Source organism: Natronomonas salina (assembly GCF_013391105.1).
In the GTDB taxonomy this organism is placed as follows: domain Archaea; phylum Halobacteriota; class Halobacteria; order Halobacteriales; family Haloarculaceae; genus Natronomonas; species Natronomonas salina.
This window is the reverse complement of sequence record NZ_CP058335.1, coordinates 2,344,607-2,363,714: the sequence shown is the minus strand read 5'-3', so window position 1 is coordinate 2,363,714 and position 19,108 is coordinate 2,344,607. Positions and strand designations below refer to the sequence as shown.

15 protein-coding genes are annotated in these 19,108 nt (G+C 67.3%); 10 read left to right on the top strand and 5 right to left on the bottom strand.

The window, feature by feature from the left end:
- Positions 1–167: 167 nt before the first annotated feature.
- From HWV07_RS12335 to phaC, 3 genes are all read left to right on the top strand, one after another.
- Entirely contained in the window at positions 168–500 is a 333-nt protein-coding gene (locus HWV07_RS12335) for an AbrB/MazE/SpoVT family DNA-binding domain-containing protein (protein ID WP_178334590.1), read from the top strand.
- A 131-nt stretch (positions 501–631) separates the two neighbouring features.
- Entirely contained in the window at positions 632–1,177 is a 546-nt protein-coding gene (locus HWV07_RS12330; protein ID WP_178334589.1) for a poly(R)-hydroxyalkanoic acid synthase subunit PhaE, read from the top strand.
- Between the two features lies 1 nt (position 1,178).
- Positions 1,179–2,777: a class III poly(R)-hydroxyalkanoic acid synthase subunit PhaC gene (gene phaC, locus HWV07_RS12325; protein ID WP_178334588.1), complete on the top strand. Its 1,599-nt coding sequence runs from the start codon at positions 1,179–1,181 to the stop codon at positions 2,775–2,777.
- A gap of 24 nt (positions 2,778–2,801) precedes the next feature.
- Here phaC and HWV07_RS12320 read toward each other — a convergent pair whose 3' ends face one another.
- Positions 2,802–3,809 (bottom strand): S24/S26 family peptidase, encoded by a 1,008-nt coding sequence (locus tag HWV07_RS12320; protein ID WP_178334587.1) that lies wholly within the window; start codon positions 3,807–3,809, stop codon positions 2,802–2,804.
- 78 nt (positions 3,810–3,887) lie between these two features.
- Here HWV07_RS12320 and HWV07_RS12315 point away from each other — a divergent pair, with 78 nt between their 5' ends.
- The 4 genes from HWV07_RS12315 to HWV07_RS12300 all read left to right on the top strand — a co-directional run bounded on the left by HWV07_RS12315 (position 3,888) and on the right by HWV07_RS12300 (position 10,106).
- Positions 3,888–5,576, top strand: a complete 1,689-nt coding sequence (locus HWV07_RS12315) for a DNA-directed DNA polymerase II small subunit (protein ID WP_178334586.1) — start codon at positions 3,888–3,890, stop codon at positions 5,574–5,576.
- A 215-nt stretch (positions 5,577–5,791) separates the two neighbouring features.
- Positions 5,792–5,959, top strand: coding sequence for a DUF7556 family protein (locus tag HWV07_RS12310; protein WP_178334585.1), 168 nt, complete (start codon positions 5,792–5,794; stop codon positions 5,957–5,959).
- A 121-nt stretch (positions 5,960–6,080) separates the two neighbouring features.
- Complete coding sequence (locus HWV07_RS12305; protein WP_178334584.1) at positions 6,081–6,503, top strand: PPC domain-containing DNA-binding protein; 423 nt, start codon at positions 6,081–6,083, stop codon at positions 6,501–6,503.
- Positions 6,504–10,106, top strand: coding sequence for a DNA polymerase II large subunit (locus tag HWV07_RS12300; RefSeq protein WP_178334583.1), 3,603 nt, complete (start codon positions 6,504–6,506; stop codon positions 10,104–10,106).
- A gap of 33 nt (positions 10,107–10,139) precedes the next feature.
- Here the strand turns inward: HWV07_RS12300 and HWV07_RS12295 are convergent, their stop codons facing one another.
- Positions 10,140–10,691 carry a type III secretion system chaperone family protein gene (locus HWV07_RS12295; protein ID WP_211694121.1) on the bottom strand — a complete coding sequence of 184 codons (552 nt, stop codon included), beginning with the start codon at positions 10,689–10,691 and terminating at the stop codon, positions 10,140–10,142.
- A 129-nt stretch (positions 10,692–10,820) separates the two neighbouring features.
- Between HWV07_RS12295 and HWV07_RS12290 the strand changes: the two genes are divergently transcribed.
- Entirely contained in the window at positions 10,821–12,800 is a 1,980-nt protein-coding gene (locus HWV07_RS12290; protein WP_178334582.1) for a helix-hairpin-helix domain-containing protein, read from the top strand.
- Positions 12,801–12,890: 90 nt separating this feature from the next.
- On the top strand, positions 12,891–14,015 hold the full coding sequence (locus HWV07_RS12285; protein ID WP_178334581.1) for an ORC1-type DNA replication protein: 1,125 nt from the start codon (positions 12,891–12,893) through the stop codon (positions 14,013–14,015).
- Between the two features lie 218 nt (positions 14,016–14,233).
- Here HWV07_RS12285 and HWV07_RS12280 read toward each other — a convergent pair whose 3' ends face one another.
- Genes HWV07_RS12280 through HWV07_RS12270 form a run of 3 tightly spaced genes read right to left on the bottom strand, consistent with a single transcriptional unit; the run spans position 14,234 to position 16,101 of the window.
- Positions 14,234–15,046 carry a Zn-ribbon domain-containing protein gene (locus HWV07_RS12280; RefSeq protein WP_178334580.1) on the bottom strand — a complete coding sequence of 271 codons (813 nt, stop codon included), beginning with the start codon at positions 15,044–15,046 and terminating at the stop codon, positions 14,234–14,236.
- A 7-nt stretch (positions 15,047–15,053) separates the two neighbouring features.
- Positions 15,054–15,455, bottom strand: coding sequence for a DUF2073 domain-containing protein (locus HWV07_RS12275; protein WP_178334579.1), 402 nt, complete (start codon positions 15,453–15,455; stop codon positions 15,054–15,056).
- Between the two features lie 4 nt (positions 15,456–15,459).
- Positions 15,460–16,101 (bottom strand): Era-like GTP-binding protein, encoded by a 642-nt coding sequence (locus HWV07_RS12270; protein ID WP_178334578.1) that lies wholly within the window; start codon positions 16,099–16,101, stop codon positions 15,460–15,462.
- 1,189 nt (positions 16,102–17,290) lie between these two features.
- Between HWV07_RS12270 and HWV07_RS12265 the strand changes: the two genes are divergently transcribed.
- A complete protein-coding gene (locus HWV07_RS12265; RefSeq protein WP_246279762.1) occupies positions 17,291–19,096 on the top strand; it encodes a Cdc6/Cdc18 family protein in 1,806 nt (601 codons plus the stop codon).
- Positions 19,097–19,108 lie beyond the last annotated feature (12 nt).

Here is a 19,108-nt window from a genome sequence, read left to right as displayed (position 1 = left end):
ACAGCATCGGATACGAGTTGTAGCCCATTTCACCTCACATTACGTGCCTACACTACTAAAGGGTGGTGCCTACTCAGGGAGTGAGTGCCACATAACACCAGGCGTTACCATCGAATGGTACAACTCGGAATATTTATCTGTTCGGAGGCGCTACCGGGGGATACCAGATGACCGACGAGGACGACAGCGCCGACGGGATAATGTGGCCACCGAACCTCCTGAAGACCGTCCAGGAGACCTCCGAGCAGGCGACGAAGCGACAGCAGGAGGCGCTCCAGCAGCTCCTGATGGGTAACTCACCGGCCTCCGAGACGCCGGACCTCGGCGACATGTCCGAACAGATCGAGACGATGAGCCAGCTGGCGACGTTCAAGACCCGCGTCCAGAGCGGCGGACGCATCTCCATCCCCGACGCCGAGCGGGAGGCCCTCGACATCGAGGAGGGCGACATCGTCCAGACGGTCGTCAAGCCAGTCAAACGCAACCGCGACGACGACTGACACACCGTCGATCCCCCGTCATCCCCGGGTTTCGGACCTCGAGGCGCCGTTTTAACTTACTTACCGTTTGGAGTTCCAAGCGACCGGCTTTTACCGCCGGCGGCCTTGGATACACCCACGTGAACGCTACAATGAGCAACGCCAACGAGGAGATGATGGAGCAGTGGAACGAGCTCGCGGAGGACATGAACGAGGCGATGGCCCAGTCGATGGAGCAGAACATGGAGGCCAGCGCGGCCTTCATGGAATCGTGGGCCGACGCGATGGAGCAGTCCATCCCCGACGACGAGGAGTTCGCCGAGAGCGTCGAGGGGTACAACGACGCCTACGAGGTCTGGATGGACGCCGCCGACCAGATGTTCGAGCGGTCGGTCGCCGCCGCCGAGGGCGAGGACGTCGCCGCCACCGAGTTCCGCGACATCTGGCTGCAGAGCGCCAACGAGGCGTTCAAGGAGGTCATGGGCACCGCCGCCTTCGCCGCCGCCAACGGCCAGCTGGTCAACGCGATGATGGAGATGCGCGAGCAGGTCGACGAGATGAGCGAGGACACCCTCCAGCAGCTCGGCATGCCCACGCAGTCGAACGTCGAGGAGATCGGCGAGCGCCTGATCGAACTCGAGCGCCGCCAGCACCGCGTCGAGGAGAAGCTCGACCAGGTCCTCGAGGCCCTGGACTGACATGAGCGCGAACAACCCCTTCTCCTTCGCGGTGAACATGCAGCGGGAGATGCTCGACGCGACGGTCGACGCCGCCCAGAAGAACACCGTCGCCAGCGAGCAGGCCGAGAAGATCGAGGAGGTCGACGTCGGGCAGACCCCCAGCGAGGTCGTCTACACGGAGAACAAGCTGGAGTTGCTCCACTACGAGTCGATGACCGAGGAGCAACACGAGGTGCCGATCCTCATCGTCTACGCCCTCATCAACAAGCCGTTCATCCTCGACCTCCAGCCCGACCGGTCCGTGGTCCGTCGGCTGCTCGAGGCCGGCCACGACGTCTACCTCATCGACTGGAACGAGCCCTCGACGCTCGACAAGCACCTCAAGCTCGACGACTACGTCAACCGCTACATCGACAACTGCGTCGACGTGGTCCGGGAGCGCTCCGGCCAGGACAGCATCAACATCCTGGGGTACTGCATGGGCGGGACGATGACCGCCATGTACACCGCCCTCCACCAGGAGAAAGTCCGGACGCTCGGGCTGATGGCCGCGGGGCTGTGCTTCGACAACACCGGCGGCGTCCTCGAGGAGTGGGGCGACGACGAGTACTACGACCCCGAGGACGTCGTCGACGCCTACGGCAACATGCCGGCGGAGATGCTCGACGTCGGGTTCGCGCTGATGGACCCCATCGCCAACTACGTCTCGAAGTACGTCCGCCTCTACGACAACCTGGAGAACGACGACTTCGTGGAGAACTTCGCCCGGATGGAGCGGTGGCTCGACGAGGGCATCGACCTCGCCGGCGACACCTACGTCCAGTTCCTCGAGGACATCTACCAGCAGAACAAGCTCCACAACAACGAGCTGTACGTCGGGGGCGAGCACATCGACGTCACCTCCATCGAGGTGCCCATCCTGCAGATCATGGGCGAGTACGACCACCTCATCCCCGCCGACTCCAGCAAGCCGTTCAACGACGTGGTCGGCAGCGACGACGTCGAAACCATCGAGTACCCGACCGGCCACATCGGACTGGCCGTCTCCGGCTCCAGCCACCGGGACGTCTGGCCGCGCGTGGCGGAGTGGTACATCGAGAAGTCCACCGACGACCCCGAACACCTAGCGGAGGTCGAGGAGGCCGTCGAGACGGCCACAGACCAGATCGGCATCGAGGAGATCGACGTCGAGATCGACGACGAGGCCGTCGCCGACGACGTCTCCGACGAGGAGATCGAGGAGCGCGGCGAGGCCGACATCCAGGAGGAGCCGGCCGAACCCGGCGAGATGAACGTCGACGAGGAGATCGTCGACGACGTCGTCGACGAGGGCGACGAGCAGGAACCCGACGTCGAGGACGAGGCTGAGGCCATCGAGGAGGCCGTCGCCGAGGAGGCCAGCGAGGAGATGGTCGAGGAGGACGTCGACCCCGCCGAGACCGAGGGCTCCGACCTCGAGGAACTCGACGGCGTCGGCCCGACCTACGCCGACCGCCTCCGCGAGGGCGGCATCGCGTCGCTTGCGGACCTCGCGGACGCCGACCCCGAGACCGTCGCCGAGGCCGCACAGGTCGGCGAGTCCCGCGCCGCCGACTGGATCGAACAGGCGCAGAACTAGAAGGGATCTTAAACGTCGGTCCGGTCAGGCGACCGGGCGGACGTTCCGCGCGCCGGGTGCCGCCGCGGCTCCGGCGGTCGTTTCTCCCGGTCCAGCCGCCGCGGCGGTCGGCTGCGTCACCGGCCCCGAATCCATCGGGGCGACCATCTGGTTGGAGAACATCAGCCGGACGTAGCCGAGGTAGGGGATCTTCACCTCGGCGGTGCCGACGACCCAGTCGGGGTGGACCGGCCCGGAGAGCCCGCTCACCTGGTCGTAGTTGGAGTTCGACTGCTCGTTGTCGCCCTTGGTGATGAAGCCGGCGTGGGGCGCCGGGCAGTAATCGAGCTCGTCGCAGTCGTCGGCGGACCCGACGGCGCCCTGGTCGGCGCGGTCGTACCAGTTCTCGCCCTCCTCGACGAACAGCATCGCCCGGTGGATGACCGGCGTCTGCCGCTCGCTGCCGTCCGGCATGAAGACGATGACGTCGCCGTGCTCGCCGAACTCCTTGTGGTTGACCTCCGCCGCCACGTCCGCCGGGACCACGCCCGTCGTCTCGCCCTCGTGGGCGACGGCGTCGTCGGGGACGAACCGCTCGTTGTCGACGACGAAGACGAGGTCGCCGACGTTCATGTTCGGCTCCATGCTCCCGGACTCGACGGCGACCATCGGCGGCCAGATACCGCTGACGCCGAAGAGGAGGGCGCCGACGAGGAGCACGGCGGCCACGCTCGTGAAGACGTCCCGGAGGTACACTGCGGCGCCGCTGTCCGCCGTCAGGAAGCCCGTCAGCCCGCCACGCTGTTCGGACTCGGCGGGGCGGTCACGCCCCGGGGGTTCGCCGGTGAAGCCGTTCTCTGCGCGCCTGACGGGCTCTCTGGACGGGTCGTCGGCTACTGGTTCGTCGTCGGTCGCGGGTTCGTCGTCGGTCGAATCAGCGGTGGTCGCAGGCTCATTTTCGGACGGGTCGGCGACCGGATAGTGGAAAGGGTCGTCGTCCGCGGCGTCGTCGGACGGGCCGTCGCGTCCGGCGCCGTCCTCTGGGTCGCTCATTGCCACGTGGTAGCGCCGCGGGTGGTTTGAACGTTCTGGGTCCGCTACCTATTTGGCCGCCGACGGCTACCTCCCGGTGTGCCACTCGAGGAGCCGGCGCGGCTCGCTCGCGAACTCGCCAGCCACGGCTACGCCGCCGACCGGGAGGCCATCACGCTGCTCGCCGCGGCGGCCGACCCCGCTCAGGCGCTCGTCCTGGCCGTCGAGGCGACGCCGGACGACGCGCTGAAGCTCACCGCCGACGACGTCCGCGAGGTCCTCGACGGGTCGCCGCGCGCCCGACGGGACCCGATCTCCGAGGACGGCGGCGATACCGGAACCGCCAGTGCAGACGCCGGAGCCGATCCCGACGCAGGTGGGATTGAATCGGCGTCTGCGAAAGGTGACGTCCCAGACGAAGCTGCGGCAGAGACCGCCGCTGTCGCCGACTCACCGGCCGTGCAAGACCCCTCCGTTTCGACTGGAGAGGGGGGCGTCGATGCGAAGGAGAACGTCTCGGCATCTCCAGTCGAAACGGAGGGGTCCCGGGCGGGGGCCGGGGGCCGCGACACCGACCCGTCACTGCGGTCCGTCGAGATCGGCAACGACATGACTGGTCGGTCGACCGGGACCGGCGAGTACGAGGACTTCGTCACGACGTTCCGGGACCGCTACCAGCGGCTCTCCCGGAAGCTCAAGGGCCGCGTGAACCACCGGAACGCCTCCGCCCTGGAGGCGAGTCCGGGCGGCGGCGACGCCGGGATGGTCGGGATGGTCTCGGACGTCCGCTCGACGGCCTCCGGCCACTGGATCATCGAACTGGAGGACACCACCGGCGTCTTCCCCTGCCTCGTGATGAAGGACAAGGACATCGCCGACCTCGTCGACGAGATCCTCTTCGACGAGGTGATCGCCGTCGACGGGACGCTCTCAGACGACGGCGGCATCCTGTTCGTCGACGACCTCCACTTCCCGGACGTCCCGCGGACCTACGAGCCCTCCACTGCCGACCGCCACGTCCAGGCCGCGCTCATCAGCGACGTCCACGTCGGCAGCCAGGAGTTCATGGTCGACGCCTGGCAGCGGTTCACCTCCTGGCTCCACACCGAGGCGGCCGAGAACATCGAGTACCTCCTCATCGCCGGCGACATGGTCGAGGGCGTCGGCATCTACCCCGACCAGGACGAGGAACTCGACATCGTCGACATCTTCGACCAGTACGAGCAGTTCTCGGAGCACCTCAAGGAGGTCCCCGGCGACATGGAGATCGTCATGATCCCGGGCAACCACGACGCCGTCCGGCTGGCCGAACCCCAGCCCGGCTTCGACGAGGAGATCCGCGAGATCATGACCGCCCACGACGCCCGCATCGTCAGCAACCCCGCGATGGTCGACCTCGAGGGCGTCTCCGTGCTGATGTACCACGGGGTCTCGCTGGACGAGGTCATCGCCGAGATGCCCGAAGATATCGCCAGCTACGACCACCCCCACAAGGCGATGTACCAGCTGCTGAAGAAGCGCCACGTCGCCCCGCAGTTCGGTGGCCACACGCGGGTCGCCCCCGAGGAGAAGGACTACCTCGTCATGGACGAGGTCCCGGACATCTTCCACACTGGCCACGTCCACAAGCTCGGCTGGGGGAAGTACCGCAAGGTGATGGCCGTCAACTCCGGCTGCTGGCAGGCCCAGACCGACTTCCAGAAGAGCGTCAACATCGACCCCGACGCCGGCTTCGCGCCCGTCGTGGACCTCGACACCCTGGAGATGACGGTCCACAAGTTCAGCTAAGTTACTCGGGCGCTTCCTCGTCCGGGTCGTCCAGAGCAAGCCCGCGTCGACGGATTCGGTTCCCGCTCGCCCGGTATTTGCCGAGTTTCGCGCGGAACAGTCGTATTCTGACCCCTGACGGACGGTTAAACCCCACCGTATCAGTGTTTCGAATCGCAGTATGGTACCGTGTCACATCGTTACCCTTATGTACTCCCTGTGAACTATGCACATGCATGGCACAGGAGACGGCCACCCCGGTCACGGTTTCCGAGTGCGAGGTCATGGCGTCCATCGACAGCGGCTCCGACGGCGAGCGGCTCATCATCGCGGAGCTCTGCAGCGAGGAGGCTTATCTCTCGGTGTCCACTGACGTCACGGTCGACGTCGACGACTGGCGCTGACCGGGCGGCCGGGTGGGGACCCGACGTAGCCGCGTAGCGACCGCGCGACCCGACCCCCGCGGTCGGGTCAGCGAGGCAGGAAGAGCACAACTTTTTGATGGCTGCCGTAGACGGTCCGTACATGGATTACCAGCGCGTCGAGGGTGACCGCGAGTACGTCGCCCGACTGGAGCACGGTCGCGACTGGCGCGGCCAGATCGAGGCCTTCGCCGACGAGGAGGGCATCGACGCCGCCTTCTTCCTCGGCCTCGGCGCGGTGCAGGACGCGACCGTCTACTTCTACGACCAGGACGAACAGGAGTACTACCCCGTCGAGTTCGACGAACCCTTCGAGGTGACGACGGCGCTGGGGAACGTCTCGCATCTCGAGGGCGAGCGGTTCGCCCACACCCACGTCACGCTCTCCCGCGAGGACGGCTCGATGGTCGGCGGCCACCTCGACTCGGCGACCACCTTCGCCGGCGAACTGTACGTCCGGGAGTTCGACGCGACGCTGGCGCGCGAGCACGACGGCGTGACCGACCTCGACCTCTGGCCGCTGTAGATGCGCCCCGACGACGAGGCCTACTTCGAGCGGCTGGAATCCGGGCTCGACGAGGCGATGGCCGTCGCCAGCGAGGCCCGCGAGCGCGGCGGCGACCCCACCGAGGACGTCGAGATCCCCATCGCGAAGGACATGGCCGACCGCGTCGAGAACATCCTCGGCATCGACGGCGTCGCCGAGCGCGTCCGCGAGATGGAGGACGACCCCGACCTCTCCCGGGAGGAGGCCGCCCTCGAACTCGCGGAGGACTTCGCCGAAGGGCGGGTCGGCGACTACGACACCCGCGCCGGGAAGGTCGAGGGCGCCGTCCGCACCGCGGTCGCGCTGCTGACCGAGGGCGTCGTCGCGGCGCCGATCGAGGGCATCGACCGCGTCGAACTGCTGGAGAACGACGACGGCTCCGAGTTCATCAACATCTACTACGCCGGGCCGATCCGCTCGGCCGGCGGGACCGCCCAGGCGCTGTCCGTCCTCGTCGCCGACTACACCCGAACGCTCATCGGTATCGACGAGTACCGCCCGCGGGACGACGAGGTGGAGCGCTACGCCGAGGAGCTGGGCCTGTACGACAACGAGACGGGCCTGCAGTACGCGCCGAAGGACGCCGAGACGAAGTTCATCGCCCGGAACATGCCCATCATGCTCGACGGCGAGGCGACGGGCGACGAGGAGGTCTCGGGCTTCCGCGACCTCGAGCGCGTCGACACCAACAACGCCCGCGGCGGGATGTGCCTCGTCCTCGGGGAGGGGATCGCCCAGAAGGCCCCGAAGATCCAGCGGTACACCTCCCAGCTCGACGAGGTCGACTGGCCGTGGCTCCAGGACCTCATCGACGGGACGTACAAGAAGAAGGAGAACGGCGACGACGCGGAGGGTGAGGACGACGACGCCGGCGACGAAGCCGACGCCCAGGACGACGAAGTGGAGGCGCCGGAGTCGGGCGACGGCGACGGTAACGCCGAACCCGATGGCCCGCCGCGACCGGAGCCCGCCACGAAGTTCCTCCGTGACCTCATCGCCGGGCGGCCGGTGTTCGGCCACCCCTCCGAAGACGGCGGCTTCCGCCTCCGGTACGGCCGCTCCCGGAACCACGGCTTCGCGACCGCGGGCGTCCACCCCGCGACGATGCACCTCATCGACGACTTCCTGGCGACCGGGACCCAGATCAAGACCGAGCGCCCCGGGAAGGCCGCCGGGGTCGTCCCGGTCGACAGCATCGAGGGGCCGACCGTCCGGCTGGCCAACGGCGACGTCCGCCGCATCGACGACCCCGAGGAGGCCCTGGAGATCCGCAACGGCGTCGAGAAGATCCTCGACCTCGGGGAGTACCTCGTCAACTACGGCGAGTTCGTCGAGAACAACCACCCGCTGTCGCCGGCCTCCTACGCCCCGGAGTGGTGGAAGCAGGACCTCGCGGCCGCCGGCGCCGACGTGCAGGCGATGGAGGACTCCCCGCGCGTCGACCTCGAACACCCCGACGCCGCCCAGGCCCTCGAGTGGGCCGAGGAGTACGACGCCCCGCTCCACCCGGAGTACACCTACCTCTGGCACGACCTCGGCGTCGACGGGTTCGAGGCGCTGGCGGCGGCCGCGAGCGAGGGCCACTGGGCCGAAGCCGACGGGGCTGCAGTGGCGCCCCCGGACGCGGACTCGGCGACCGAGCGGACGCTCGTCGTCCCGCGGACCGAACCCGTCCGCGAGGCCCTGGAGAACATCACCGTCGAGCACACGCAGGGCGAGGAGACGCTGACGATCCCCGACGCCGTCCCGCTGGTCCGGTCCCTCGGGCTCACCGACGACCTCGAGAAGCGCTGGGCCGACCTCTCGGCGGCGGCCCGCGAGTGGGACGGCGGCGACAACGCCGTGAAGGCCGTCAACGAGGTCGCGCCGTTCGAGGTCCAGGAGCGCGCGCCGACCCGCATCGGCTGCCGGATGGGCCGCCCGGAGAAGTCCGAGAAGCGCGACCTCTCGCCGGCCGTCCACACGCTGTTCCCCATCGGCGAGGCCGGCGGCTCCCAGCGCGACGTCGCCGCCGCCGGCAAGCACGCCGAGTCCATGCAGGACACCCCCGGCCTCGTCGAGGTGCAGGTCGGCCGGCGCCGCTGCGAGGCCTGCGAGACCGAGACCTTCCGGGCGCGCTGTCCCGACTGCAACGCCGTCACGGAGCCCCACTACGTCTGCTGGGACTGCGACATCGACGTCGAACCCGACGAGGCCGGCCGCGCGATCTGTCACCGCTGCGAGAAGGAGGCCGACGCCGTCCAGACGAAGACCATCGACGTCAACGAGGAGTACCGGAACGCCCTCGGGAACGTCGGCGAGCGGGAGAACGCCTTCGACGTCCTGAAGGGCGTCAAAGGGCTCTCCTCGGAGCACAAGGTCCCCGAGCCCATCGAGAAGGGCGTCCTGCGGGCGAAGAACGGCGTCTCGTCGTTCAAGGACGGCACCGTCCGCTACGACATGACCGACCTGCCGGTCACCTCCGTCCGAGCCTCGGAGCTCGACGTCTCCGTCGGCCAGCTGCAGGCGCTCGGCTACGAGGAGGACGTCCACGGCCAGCCGCTCCGGAACGAGGACCAGCTCGTCGAATTACGGGTCCAGGACGTCGTCCTCTCGAACGGCGCCGCCGAGCACATGATGCGCACGGCGGACTTCGTCGACGACCTCCTCGAGCAGTACTACGGCATGGACCCGTTCTACGAGATCGACGACCGCGACGACCTCGTCGGCGAACTGGTCTTCGGGATGGCGCCGCACACGTCGGCGGCTGTTGTCGGGAGGGTGATAGGATTCACCTCCGCGGCCGTCGGGTACGCTCATCCGTACTTTCACGCCGCGAAGCGTCGGAACTGCGATGGTGACGAGGACTGCGTGATGCTCCTCATGGACGGTCTTCTCAACTTCTCGAAGAGTTTCCTCCCCGACAAGCGCGGCGGCCGGATGGACGCGCCGCTGGTCATGTCCTCGCGCATCGACCCCGCCGAGATCGACGACGAGGCCCACAACATGGACATCGTCCGGGAGTACCCGCGGGAGTTCTACGAGGCCACCAGGGAGATGGACGACCCCGGCGCCGTCGAGGATCTCGTCCAGCTCGGCGAGGACACCCTCGGCACCAAGGACCAGTACCGCGGCTTCGACCACACCCACGACACCGCCGACATCGCGCTCGGGCCGGACCTCTCAGCGTACAAGACCCTCGGCAGCATGATGGACAAGATGGACGCCCAGCTCGAGCTGGCCCGGAAGCTCCGGGCCGTCGACGAGACCGACGTCGCCGAGCGCGTCATCGAGTACCACTTCCTGCCGGACCTCATCGGCAACCTGCGGGCGTTCTCCCGCCAGGAGACCCGTTGCCTCGACTGCGGGGAGAAGTACCGTCGCATGCCGCTGACCGGCGACTGCCGGGAGTGCGGTGGCCGGGTGAACCTCACCGTCCACGAGGGGTCGGTGAACAAGTACATGGACACGGCCATCACCGTCGCCGAGGAGTACGACTGCCGGGAGTACACGAAGCAGCGGCTGAAGATCCTCGACCGGGCCCTGGAGTCCATCTTCGAGGACGACACGAACAAGCAGAGCGGCATCGCGGACTTCATGTAGGGCGTCGGGAACTCGAATCCGCGCGATTCGGAATCAGTCTGCGTCGTCGCCGGGCTCGGCGTCGTCGCCCGCGTCACCGGGGTCGTGGGGTTCGATCTCTTCGACGTCGTCCTCCTCCGGCGGGACGCCCGGGTGGGTCGCCGCCAGCACGTTCTGGACGTAGCGCATGCCCGTCGCGATATCCATCACGCTGTCCATCAGCCGCTGCTGGGTCGCCTCGTCGGGGTAGATTCGGTGTTCGATCTGCAGCGTCTCGGCGTGTCGGAGCTCGCAGGCGGTGCTGTCCTCGTCGAGGAACGTGTAGAAGCCCGGCGTCGTCGCGAGCACCGGGCCGAGCTGACTCAGAAGCTCCGTCCGGGACTCCTCCTCGCGGAGCATCCGCTTGGCCCGGTCGGTGTCGAACCCGCTGCGCCCGACGACGCGGACCGGGTCGTCAGGTCGCTCCTTGATGAGGTGGATGGGGAGCCGGGAGAGCGTCACCTGGAGGTTGAACTCCGTCTCCTCGCCGGCGTGGGCCGTCACGTCCTGGACCGCGCTGTCGTCGAGCCACCAGCGGACCTGGTCCTCGCTGACGTGGGTCGTCATGCGCCTAGTTCGGGCCGAGCCCGTAAGAGGATTGAGTCGGGGCGAGGCCGACAGACGACCCCCGCCGGCGGTTGCACGAGCCGTTCCGGGCGGAGAAGTTTTCCCGGCTGCCGACCCAACGCCGTGTAGATGGAACTGGAGGAGCTGGAGGCGATCCCGGGCGTGGGGGCGAAGACGGCCGAGCGCCTCGCCGAACTCGACGACCCCGAGCGGGCGCTCGCGTCCGGGGACGTCGCGGCCGTCGCCCGCGCGCCGGGCATCAGCGAGGGGCGGGCCGCCCGGATCGCCCGCGCCGCCATCCGCAGCCAGCACGACGACGACGGCGACTTCCTCGCGACCCCGCGGGCCCGCGAGATATACGAGTCGGCGCTCGGCCTCCTGCAGGACCGCGCCGTCACCCGCTACGCCGAGAAGCGCCTGGAGACCCTCTACCCGAGCGCGGCGGCCTCACGCATCGAGGAGGTCCGGACGTTCACCTGCGAGGCCGTCGAGCGGGAGCCGACGCCGGAGGTCCTCGAGGCCCTGGAAGGCGTCGAGCCGCTCGAACCGCCGCGGGACGTCCGGGTCCGGGACCGCTGTCTCGCGACGAACGACGCGGAGACGTACTCGGAAGCGCGTGAGGCCGTCCCCGAGCTGAGCGTCGAACTGGTCGAGGACGCCCGCGGCATCGCCGACCTCGCGCGCGGGTACTCCACCGTCGTGGTGCTCGACGAGGAGTTCTCCGGCGTCGAAGTGGAGGGCGACGTCCGGGTGGAGCCCGACGCCCTGGAGAACCCCGCGGAGGTCGTCCCGGAGCGGACCCTCGCCTTCTTCGCACGGAACCGCGACCGGCTCCGGGCGGCCGCCGCGGTCCACCAGGCCGCCGACCTGGAGGCCCCCTGCGACGTCGACGCGCTCGACGAGGCGCTCTCGCGGCTCAACCAGGACGGGACCGTCGCCGACGACGAGGCCCTGAACGAACTCGAGGACGCCATCGACGACCTCGACGCCGCTGTCTCGATGGCCGAGAACGTCGCCAACGACCACCTCCGGGAGGCCATCCAGGAGCGCGACGTCACCATCGAGGGTAACGACCTCCTCTCGCTGGTCGAGCGCGGCGCGGGCGTCGACTCGCTGCTGGAGCGGGAGCTGGCCGACGAGTTCGCCGCCGCAGTGGAAGCGGCCCGGGACCACTTCGCCGACGCGCTCGGCCTCGAGGACTACGAGTCGATGGCCCGGCAGGCCTTCGGCGAGGACCCCACGTTTCCGGTGGAACACGACGACCGCGTCGTCGACCGGCTTCGCGAGGAGCTGACCGCCGAACGCGACCGGCGTGCCGCGCGGCTGAAGCGCGACCTGGCCGACGACCTCCGGGAGATGCGCGAGCCCGCGGGCGACCTCGTCGACGCGGCCCTCGACCTGGACGTCGAACTCGCCGTCTCGCGGTTCGCCCGCGACTTCGACTGCACCTTCCCGACGTTCGAGGGTCGGGGGTTCCGGATCGAGGGGGGCCGGTCGCCGCTGCTGGACGTCGACTTCGAGGCCGTCGAGCCGGTCGACTACGGCGTGGAGGGCGTCGCCCTCCTCTCGGGTGTCAACAGCGGCGGGAAGACGTCGACGCTGGACCTCGTGGCGCTCGTGGTGGTACTCGGCCAGATGGGCCTGCCGGTCCCCGCCGAGGACGCCCGCCTGGAGCGGTTCGAGGCGCTGCACTACCAGGCGAAGACCCAGGGGACCCTCGACGCCGGCGCCTTCGAGTCGACCCTCCGGGAGTTCGGGTCGCTCGTGGCCGGCGACCGGACCCGGCTCGTGCTCGTCGACGAACTCGAGTCCATCACGGAGCCGGGCGCCAGCGCGGTCATCATCGCCGGCATCCTCGAGGCGCTGACCGAGAGCGACTCCACCGCGGTGTTCGTCTCCCACCTCGCCGGCGAGATCCGCGAGGCGGCCGGCGTGGACGTGACCGTCGACGGCATCCAGGCGCTCGGCCTCGAGGACGGCGAGCTCCAGGTGAACCGCTCCCCGGTCAAGGACCACCTCGCGCGATCGACGCCCGAACTCATCGTCGAGAAGCTCGCCGAACAGGACGGCGACCCGCTTTACGGGGAGTTACTGGAGAAGTTCGACTGACTGGTTCGCTTTCCGGTCGGTCCTTGTGCCTTCCACTTCCGGCGAACTCCCCCGAAGGCTTAACACCCGCCGAAGCGTGGTGAAAGTGAAATGGCGGACGACGACATGCTCTCGTGGGACGAATCTGTGTTCCGCGACGAGCACGTCCTCGAGCTCGACTACCTCCCCGAGGCGTTCCTGCACCGCGACGAACAGATGGAGACGCTGAAGTACGCGCTCCGCCCCGCGGTCAGGGGTTCGCGCCCGCTGAACGTGATGGCCCGCGGGCCGCCGGGGACCGGCAAGACCACCGCCGTCCACAAGCTGTTCGACGAGCTGACGAGCGTCAGCGACGTCGAGGTCGTCCGCGTCAACTGCCAGGTCGACTCGACCCGCTACGCCGTCTTCTCGCGGCTGTTCGAGGGGCTCTTCGAGTACGAACCGCCGACCTCGGGCATCTCCTTTAAGAAGCTCTTCGGGCAGATCACCGACCGCCTCGTCGAGGAGGACGAGGTGCTCGTCGTCGCGCTCGACGACGTCAACTACCTCTTCTACGAGGACGAGGCCTCCGACACGCTGTACTCGCTGCTCCGCGCCCACGAGGCCCACTCCGGCGCGAAGATCGGCGTCATCGTCGTCTCCTCTGACCTCGACCTGAACGTCATCGACGAACTCGACAGCCGCGTCCAGTCGGTGTTCCGGCCCGAGGAGGTGTACTTCTCCGCCTACGGCGAGCGCGAGATCGTCGACATCCTCCAGGAGCGCGTCAAGCGCGGCTTCCGTGAGGACGCCGTCGGGCCGGCGGTCCTCGACCGGGTCGCCGCCCACACCGCCGACAGCGGCGGCGACCTCCGCGTGGGCATCGACCTGCTCCGGCGGGCCGGCCTGAACGCCGAGATGCGCGGCTCCGCCGAGGTCGGCACCGAGGACGTCGACGAGGCCTACGAGAAGGCGAAGTACGTCCACCTCTCCCGGCACCTCCGCGGGCTCTCGGACTCCGAGACCGCGCTGGTCCGCGTCCTCGCCGAGCACGACGGCGAGCAGGCTGGCGAGGTTTACGAGGCCTTCAGCGAGGAGACCGACCTCGGGTACACCCGCTATTCCGAGATTATCAACAAGCTCGACCAGCTCGGGCTCATCGACGCCGAGTACACCGACGTCGAGGGGCGCGGCCGGTCGCGGTCGCTGTCGCTCGCCTACGAGCCCTCGGCGATCCTCGACCGTCTCGAGGAGTGACTGGCTGGGGCGGCGAGCGAATCAGCCGTTCGACGACCAGACCGGCGGCTCACCGCAGAGTTTCGGGTGGACAGTTGTCTTATCACTCAGCTCTACACTAGTTCTCGACCCGAAACGGTGGGGTCGAGTGGAAGGGTCTTGAACTGCTGAGCAGGCTACTGGGTGAAGATTGTCGTCGGTAACGCGACTTCGGAACCGTGGGATGAGGGAGGGTCGTGTCAGCTGTCGCCCGGCTGGTCGCCGATCCACTGCTCGGGGACCTGGATGACGTACCGGCCGTTCTCCTGGAGTGCGATGATGTACTCCTCGCGGTCGTACAGCTCCATCAGGTTGAGCTCGTACTGGCCCGGCTCGACGATCTTGATGGATTCGAACTGGTCGTTGAGCTGCTCGCGGAGCTCCGCGATGTCGGGGTCCGCCTCGGACGGTTCGCTGACCACCTCGCCGCCCGAACCGGCCAGTCCACCGGCGGCGTCGCCGGCCAGAGGGTCGCGCCCCTCGACGGCGTCGGCGCCGTCCAGTTCCTCGTCGGAGACGACGTCGGACCGTGCGCTCGCCTGGGCGTCGTCCTCGTCGGTCTCGACGGCCTCGCGCCGCGCGTCGGCGTCGATTATGTCGTCGTCGGTTCCACTCGAAGGGGAGGGGTCCGGGGACGGGTCGGCGGTGCCGGAAGCCCCGGAACCGGCAGCCTCCTCGCGCTCGCTCGGCCAGGACGCCTCCGGGTCCGGCGAGTCGATCTCCGCGGGGTCCGAGGAGACGAAGTCCCGGACCTTCGTCGTGGCACGGCCGACCGTCTCGGCCACCGACGAAGAGCTTCCATCCGGTTCCGGCGGCTCCGCGTCGGGAGACGGCTCTTGGCTATCGGGGCCAGATTGCGCCGCTCCCGAGTCGGTCTCGCTCGGGTCGTCGGGCAGTGACGCCCCCTCGGGCCGGAACTGGAACTTGTTGCCGCCACACTCCGGACAGCCCGAGAGCATCTCCTTGGAGCCGTCGGCGAACGTGTGGCCGCAGCCGGTACACTGGTGAGGCATCGCTAGGTCACGTCCGCGTGATGAGCGTGCTGATGAGCGTCTCGTCCTTGTGGAGCGTCTCGATGCGGTTGGCCGGCCCGATGACGGTGAGCTTGTTCGGCTCGTCGTTGCCCATGAGGCGGCCGAGGAAGCTGCTGTCCCCGCCGTCGCCGCCGGGGTAGGTCTCGATCTCGATGCCGGTGAACCCGTCGGGGTTGATCTCGGACATCGTCACCTCGATGAGCTTCGACTCCTCCTCCGGCTCCAGGCCGGACTCGAGGATGACGATGTTGCCGTCGTGGACGCCGTCGAGGATCAGGCGGATCTTCTCCATCGTCCGCATGTCCTCCATCCGCTCGGCGCTGATCATGTCGATCTGGATGCCGTCCGCGAGTCCGTCGTCGCCGTCGCCTGTAGTTATCTCGGGCATGATATCACCCGAAGTACTCCGCGATCTTGTCGTACACTTCGTCCATGTTGTCCCCCTCGAGGGCCGACAGCGGCACCGTCTCGTGCTGCGGGAAGGCGTTGCTGATCCGCTGGACGCTCGAGTCGTCGAGGTCTATCTTGTTCGCGAAGATGAGCACCGGCAGGTTCTGGCTCTCGATGATGCCGATGAGCATCGTGTTGACCTGCGTGAACGGGTCCTCGGTGGAGTCGAGGACGTAGATGACGCCGTCGACGTCCTCGCGGAGCCAGTGCATCGCCTCGGCGACGCCCTCCGTGGCCTCGCGGGAGCGGCGGACGGCGTCGTCCTTCTCGATGTCGTGTTCGAGGAACTCCTTGTAGTCCACCTTGGTGGTCACACCCGGCGTGTCGACGACGTCTATCGTCACCGACTTGCCGTTGCGCTTGATCTCGACGTTCTCCTTGCGACGCGCGCGGCGCGTCTCGTGGGGAACGTGGCTCTCCGGACCGACGGCGTCGCCGGTCCAGTCTCTGGCGATACGGTTCGCGAGCGTCGTCTTACCCGCGTTCGGGGGGCCGTAGATGCCGATCCGCTTCGGATCGCTCCCCGCGAACAGGCTCGACGTCGCGTTCGAGATACTCGATTTGAGTTCGGTTAGCAGTCCCATCTCATCCTCCCACGGCCCCGATTTCGGGTCGAAATCGGAGTCGCTCTGCCCGTACTACCTCGGCCCAATCACTTAACTCTGCGTCAGACACACGTCACAAACCGGATAGAACGGGGATAAGCCTTCCCGAGAGGTCAGATCCTGTTCCGAAATCGCGGCGGAGCGGTCGGTGTGTCGGGAAGTCCAGCGCTGCGGAGAGGTCGGGAAATCGGTCGGAGTTCAGAGAGGAACGTCGAGGAGGCTCTCGAGCTACTCGAAGAATGGAGACACAGGTCGTGACGGGGAGCAGGTTCGAGTCGAATGGGAGAGCCGAGGCGGAGAAGTCGGGGGAGGCGAGAGGTGGCGGAGGCCCCTACCCCTTCGTTTCGCCTGGAGCGGGATGAGGGGGTGTGGTGGGCCGCCAGAAGCGGCGGGAAGCTGTCACGAAGACTAGACTAGAGACGCGGTAACGTCGTGACGTCTAGTAATACTAGATAGAAAAGCGGTAGGAAGAATCGTTTTCTTCTCCACTACGGCTATGGTTATTGTTAACACGTGTTAAAGGTTGCTATCGCTAGTTGGGCCCGTCCCTGCTGACCCCCTCCCCGCCTTCTCGCCGCTCCACACGAAACCAAGGGGTGTGGGGGGACTCCCCTCCGCTTCCCATGCATCCACTGGAACACACCCGATAACCACCCCTCCCAGACCGACCACTCCCCGACTTTCTGCCTTCAGCCTCCATCAGCACGCCAACTTCTCGGGATTCGACGCAGGAGCTCGACGATCCTCGTCGCTCCAGAAGTATCAACCGAGAATCATCTGTCTTCGGCATTGCGCTGGATCCCCGGATACTCGCTCTCGATAGCTCTATTCCACCCGAAACATCGGTGTTCGTTCCACCGAGACCACCGGACGGCTCCAGATATATCCGGACTGGAACAGCAGAAACTAGAAACCGAGCGGTAGCTCCCCTCGAACGCCACTCTCTACTGACCAGTTCGTCAGAATGACTCCACCACCGAATCGAGAAGCCACTGGCACGCCGCTCGCATCACAACTTTTAATAGAATGTTCGACCATCGGTTCCCTTGCATCAAGTGGACGGCCACACATCGACGGATTCGACGTACCGGGTTTCTGACCCCCGAAATCGGACCGTTCGGCCGTCGCGGAGTAAAGCTCCACGTGAAACTGGGGGGTACTAGCACGAATGACAGAGGGAGATTCCACCGACACGTCCGAGGAGCACAAAGTCGAATCCCGGGACGAGGACGACCGAGCCGCCCACGGGGAGGAGGACACGAGTTCGACTGGAACCGAAGCCGATACCGTCGACGACGATTCCAGCCACGAGACTACTGGAGCGGGTAACGCATCCGGATTCGTCGATCGGACTCCAGTTGAAACAGAGGGGTCGGATATCGACGGCAACGCAGCCAGCTCCGGCGACACTCCCGACCCGAGCGATAGTGGTCTCCGCGAATCCATCGAGACGGCTCCCGCCGGCGACGAGATCGGCGGGGAGGGGACCGCCCCCGGCCACACCGTCGACGGGTTCTCCGGGGACGTCGACCTCGAGGACCTGGATCTCGACGCCGACCCCGACGCAGCCTCGGGCGACACCGACGAGGCGTCCAGGGGGCTCTTCGACGACCTCCTGGAGGGCGAACCCATCTTCGAGAACAAGGAGGTGCTGCGTCCCTCCTACACACCCCGTGAGCTCCCCCACCGCGAGGAGCAGATCAACAACATGGCGACCATCCTCGTGACCGCGCTGCGCGGGGAGACCCCCTCGAACATCCTCATCTACGGGAAGACGGGGACCGGCAAGACCGCCAGCGCGAAGTTCGTCAGCGAGGAACTCGAGAGCACCTCCCAGAAGTACGAGGTGCCCTGCGAGGTCGAGTACATCAACTGCGAGGTCACCGACACGCAGTACCGCGTCCTCGCCCAGCTCGCCAACAAGTTCATCGAGAAGAACGAGGCGTACATCGAGGACCGACTCGAGGAGCTCGGCGACCTCCGGGACCGGGCCGCCGAGGACCACGGCGCGCTCGCCGACACCGAGTTCGACAGCGTCGCCGCGGTGGAGAACGAGATCACGCAACTCGAGGCCGACCTCGAGGAGTTCGAACCGGTGCCGATGACGGGGTGGCCGACCGACCGCGTTTACTCGACGTTCTTCGACGCCGTCGACTACCACGAGCGCGTCGTGGTCATCATGCTCGACGAGATCGACAAGCTCGTCGAGAAGTCCGGCGACGACACCCTCTACAACCTCTCGCGGATGAACTCGGAGCTGGAGAACTCCCGGGTGAGCATCATGGGCATCTCGAACGACCTGAAGTTCACCGACTTCCTCGACCCCCGCGTCAAGTCGAGCCTCGGCGAGGAGGAGATCGTCTTCCCGCCGTACGACGCGACGCAGCTCCGGGACATCCTCCGGCACCGCTCGGAGATCTCGTTCAAGGGCGACACGCTCTCGGAAGACGTCATCCCGCTCTGTGCGGCCTTCGCCGCCCAGGAGCACGGCGACGCCCGTCGAGCCCTCGACCTGCTCCGGACCGCCGGCGAACTCGCCGAGCGCGACCGCACCGAGACCGTCGAGGAGAAGCACGTCCGCCGGGCCCAGGAGAAGATCGAACTCGATCGGGTCGTCGAGGTCGTCCGGACCCTGCCCACCCAGTCGAAGCTCGTCCTCTACGCGACGATCCTCCTCGAGAAGAACGGCGTCCACAACGTGAACACGGGCGAGGTGTTCAACATCTACAAGCGCCTCTGTCAGGAGATGGACGCGGACGTGCTCACCCAACGTCGAGTGACCGACCTCATCAGCGAACTCGACATGCTCGGCATCGTCAACGCCGTCGTCGTCTCGAAGGGCCGCTACGGCCGCACCAAGGAGATCAGCCTCTCGGTTCCACTGGAAGAGACGGAGGCCGTGCTCCTCTCGGACTCCCGCATCGGACAGGTCGAGGACGCCCAGCCGTTCGTCCAGGCGCGATTCGACAACTGATCGGTCGGGTCA

Coding starts and splice junctions, on each gene's coding strand:
- HWV07_RS12335 (WP_178334590.1), top strand. CDS start 168: ATGACCGACGAGGACGACAGCGCCGACGGGATAATGTGGCCACCGAAC.
- HWV07_RS12330 (WP_178334589.1), top strand. CDS start 632: ATGAGCAACGCCAACGAGGAGATGATGGAGCAGTGGAACGAGCTCGCG.
- phaC (WP_178334588.1), top strand. CDS start 1,179: ATGAGCGCGAACAACCCCTTCTCCTTCGCGGTGAACATGCAGCGGGAG.
- HWV07_RS12320 (WP_178334587.1), bottom strand. CDS start 3,809: ATGAGCGACCCAGAGGACGGCGCCGGACGCGACGGCCCGTCCGACGAC.
- HWV07_RS12310 (WP_178334585.1), top strand. CDS start 5,792: ATGGCACAGGAGACGGCCACCCCGGTCACGGTTTCCGAGTGCGAGGTC.
- HWV07_RS12305 (WP_178334584.1), top strand. CDS start 6,081: ATGGATTACCAGCGCGTCGAGGGTGACCGCGAGTACGTCGCCCGACTG.
- HWV07_RS12300 (WP_178334583.1), top strand. CDS start 6,504: ATGCGCCCCGACGACGAGGCCTACTTCGAGCGGCTGGAATCCGGGCTC.
- HWV07_RS12295 (WP_211694121.1), bottom strand. CDS start 10,691: ATGACGACCCACGTCAGCGAGGACCAGGTCCGCTGGTGGCTCGACGAC.
- HWV07_RS12290 (WP_178334582.1), top strand. CDS start 10,821: ATGGAACTGGAGGAGCTGGAGGCGATCCCGGGCGTGGGGGCGAAGACG.
- HWV07_RS12285 (WP_178334581.1), top strand. CDS start 12,891: ATGGCGGACGACGACATGCTCTCGTGGGACGAATCTGTGTTCCGCGAC.
- HWV07_RS12280 (WP_178334580.1), bottom strand. CDS start 15,046: ATGCCTCACCAGTGTACCGGCTGCGGCCACACGTTCGCCGACGGCTCC.
- HWV07_RS12275 (WP_178334579.1), bottom strand. CDS start 15,455: ATGCCCGAGATAACTACAGGCGACGGCGACGACGGACTCGCGGACGGC.
- HWV07_RS12270 (WP_178334578.1), bottom strand. CDS start 16,101: ATGGGACTGCTAACCGAACTCAAATCGAGTATCTCGAACGCGACGTCG.
- HWV07_RS12265 (WP_246279762.1), top strand. CDS start 17,291: ATGACAGAGGGAGATTCCACCGACACGTCCGAGGAGCACAAAGTCGAA.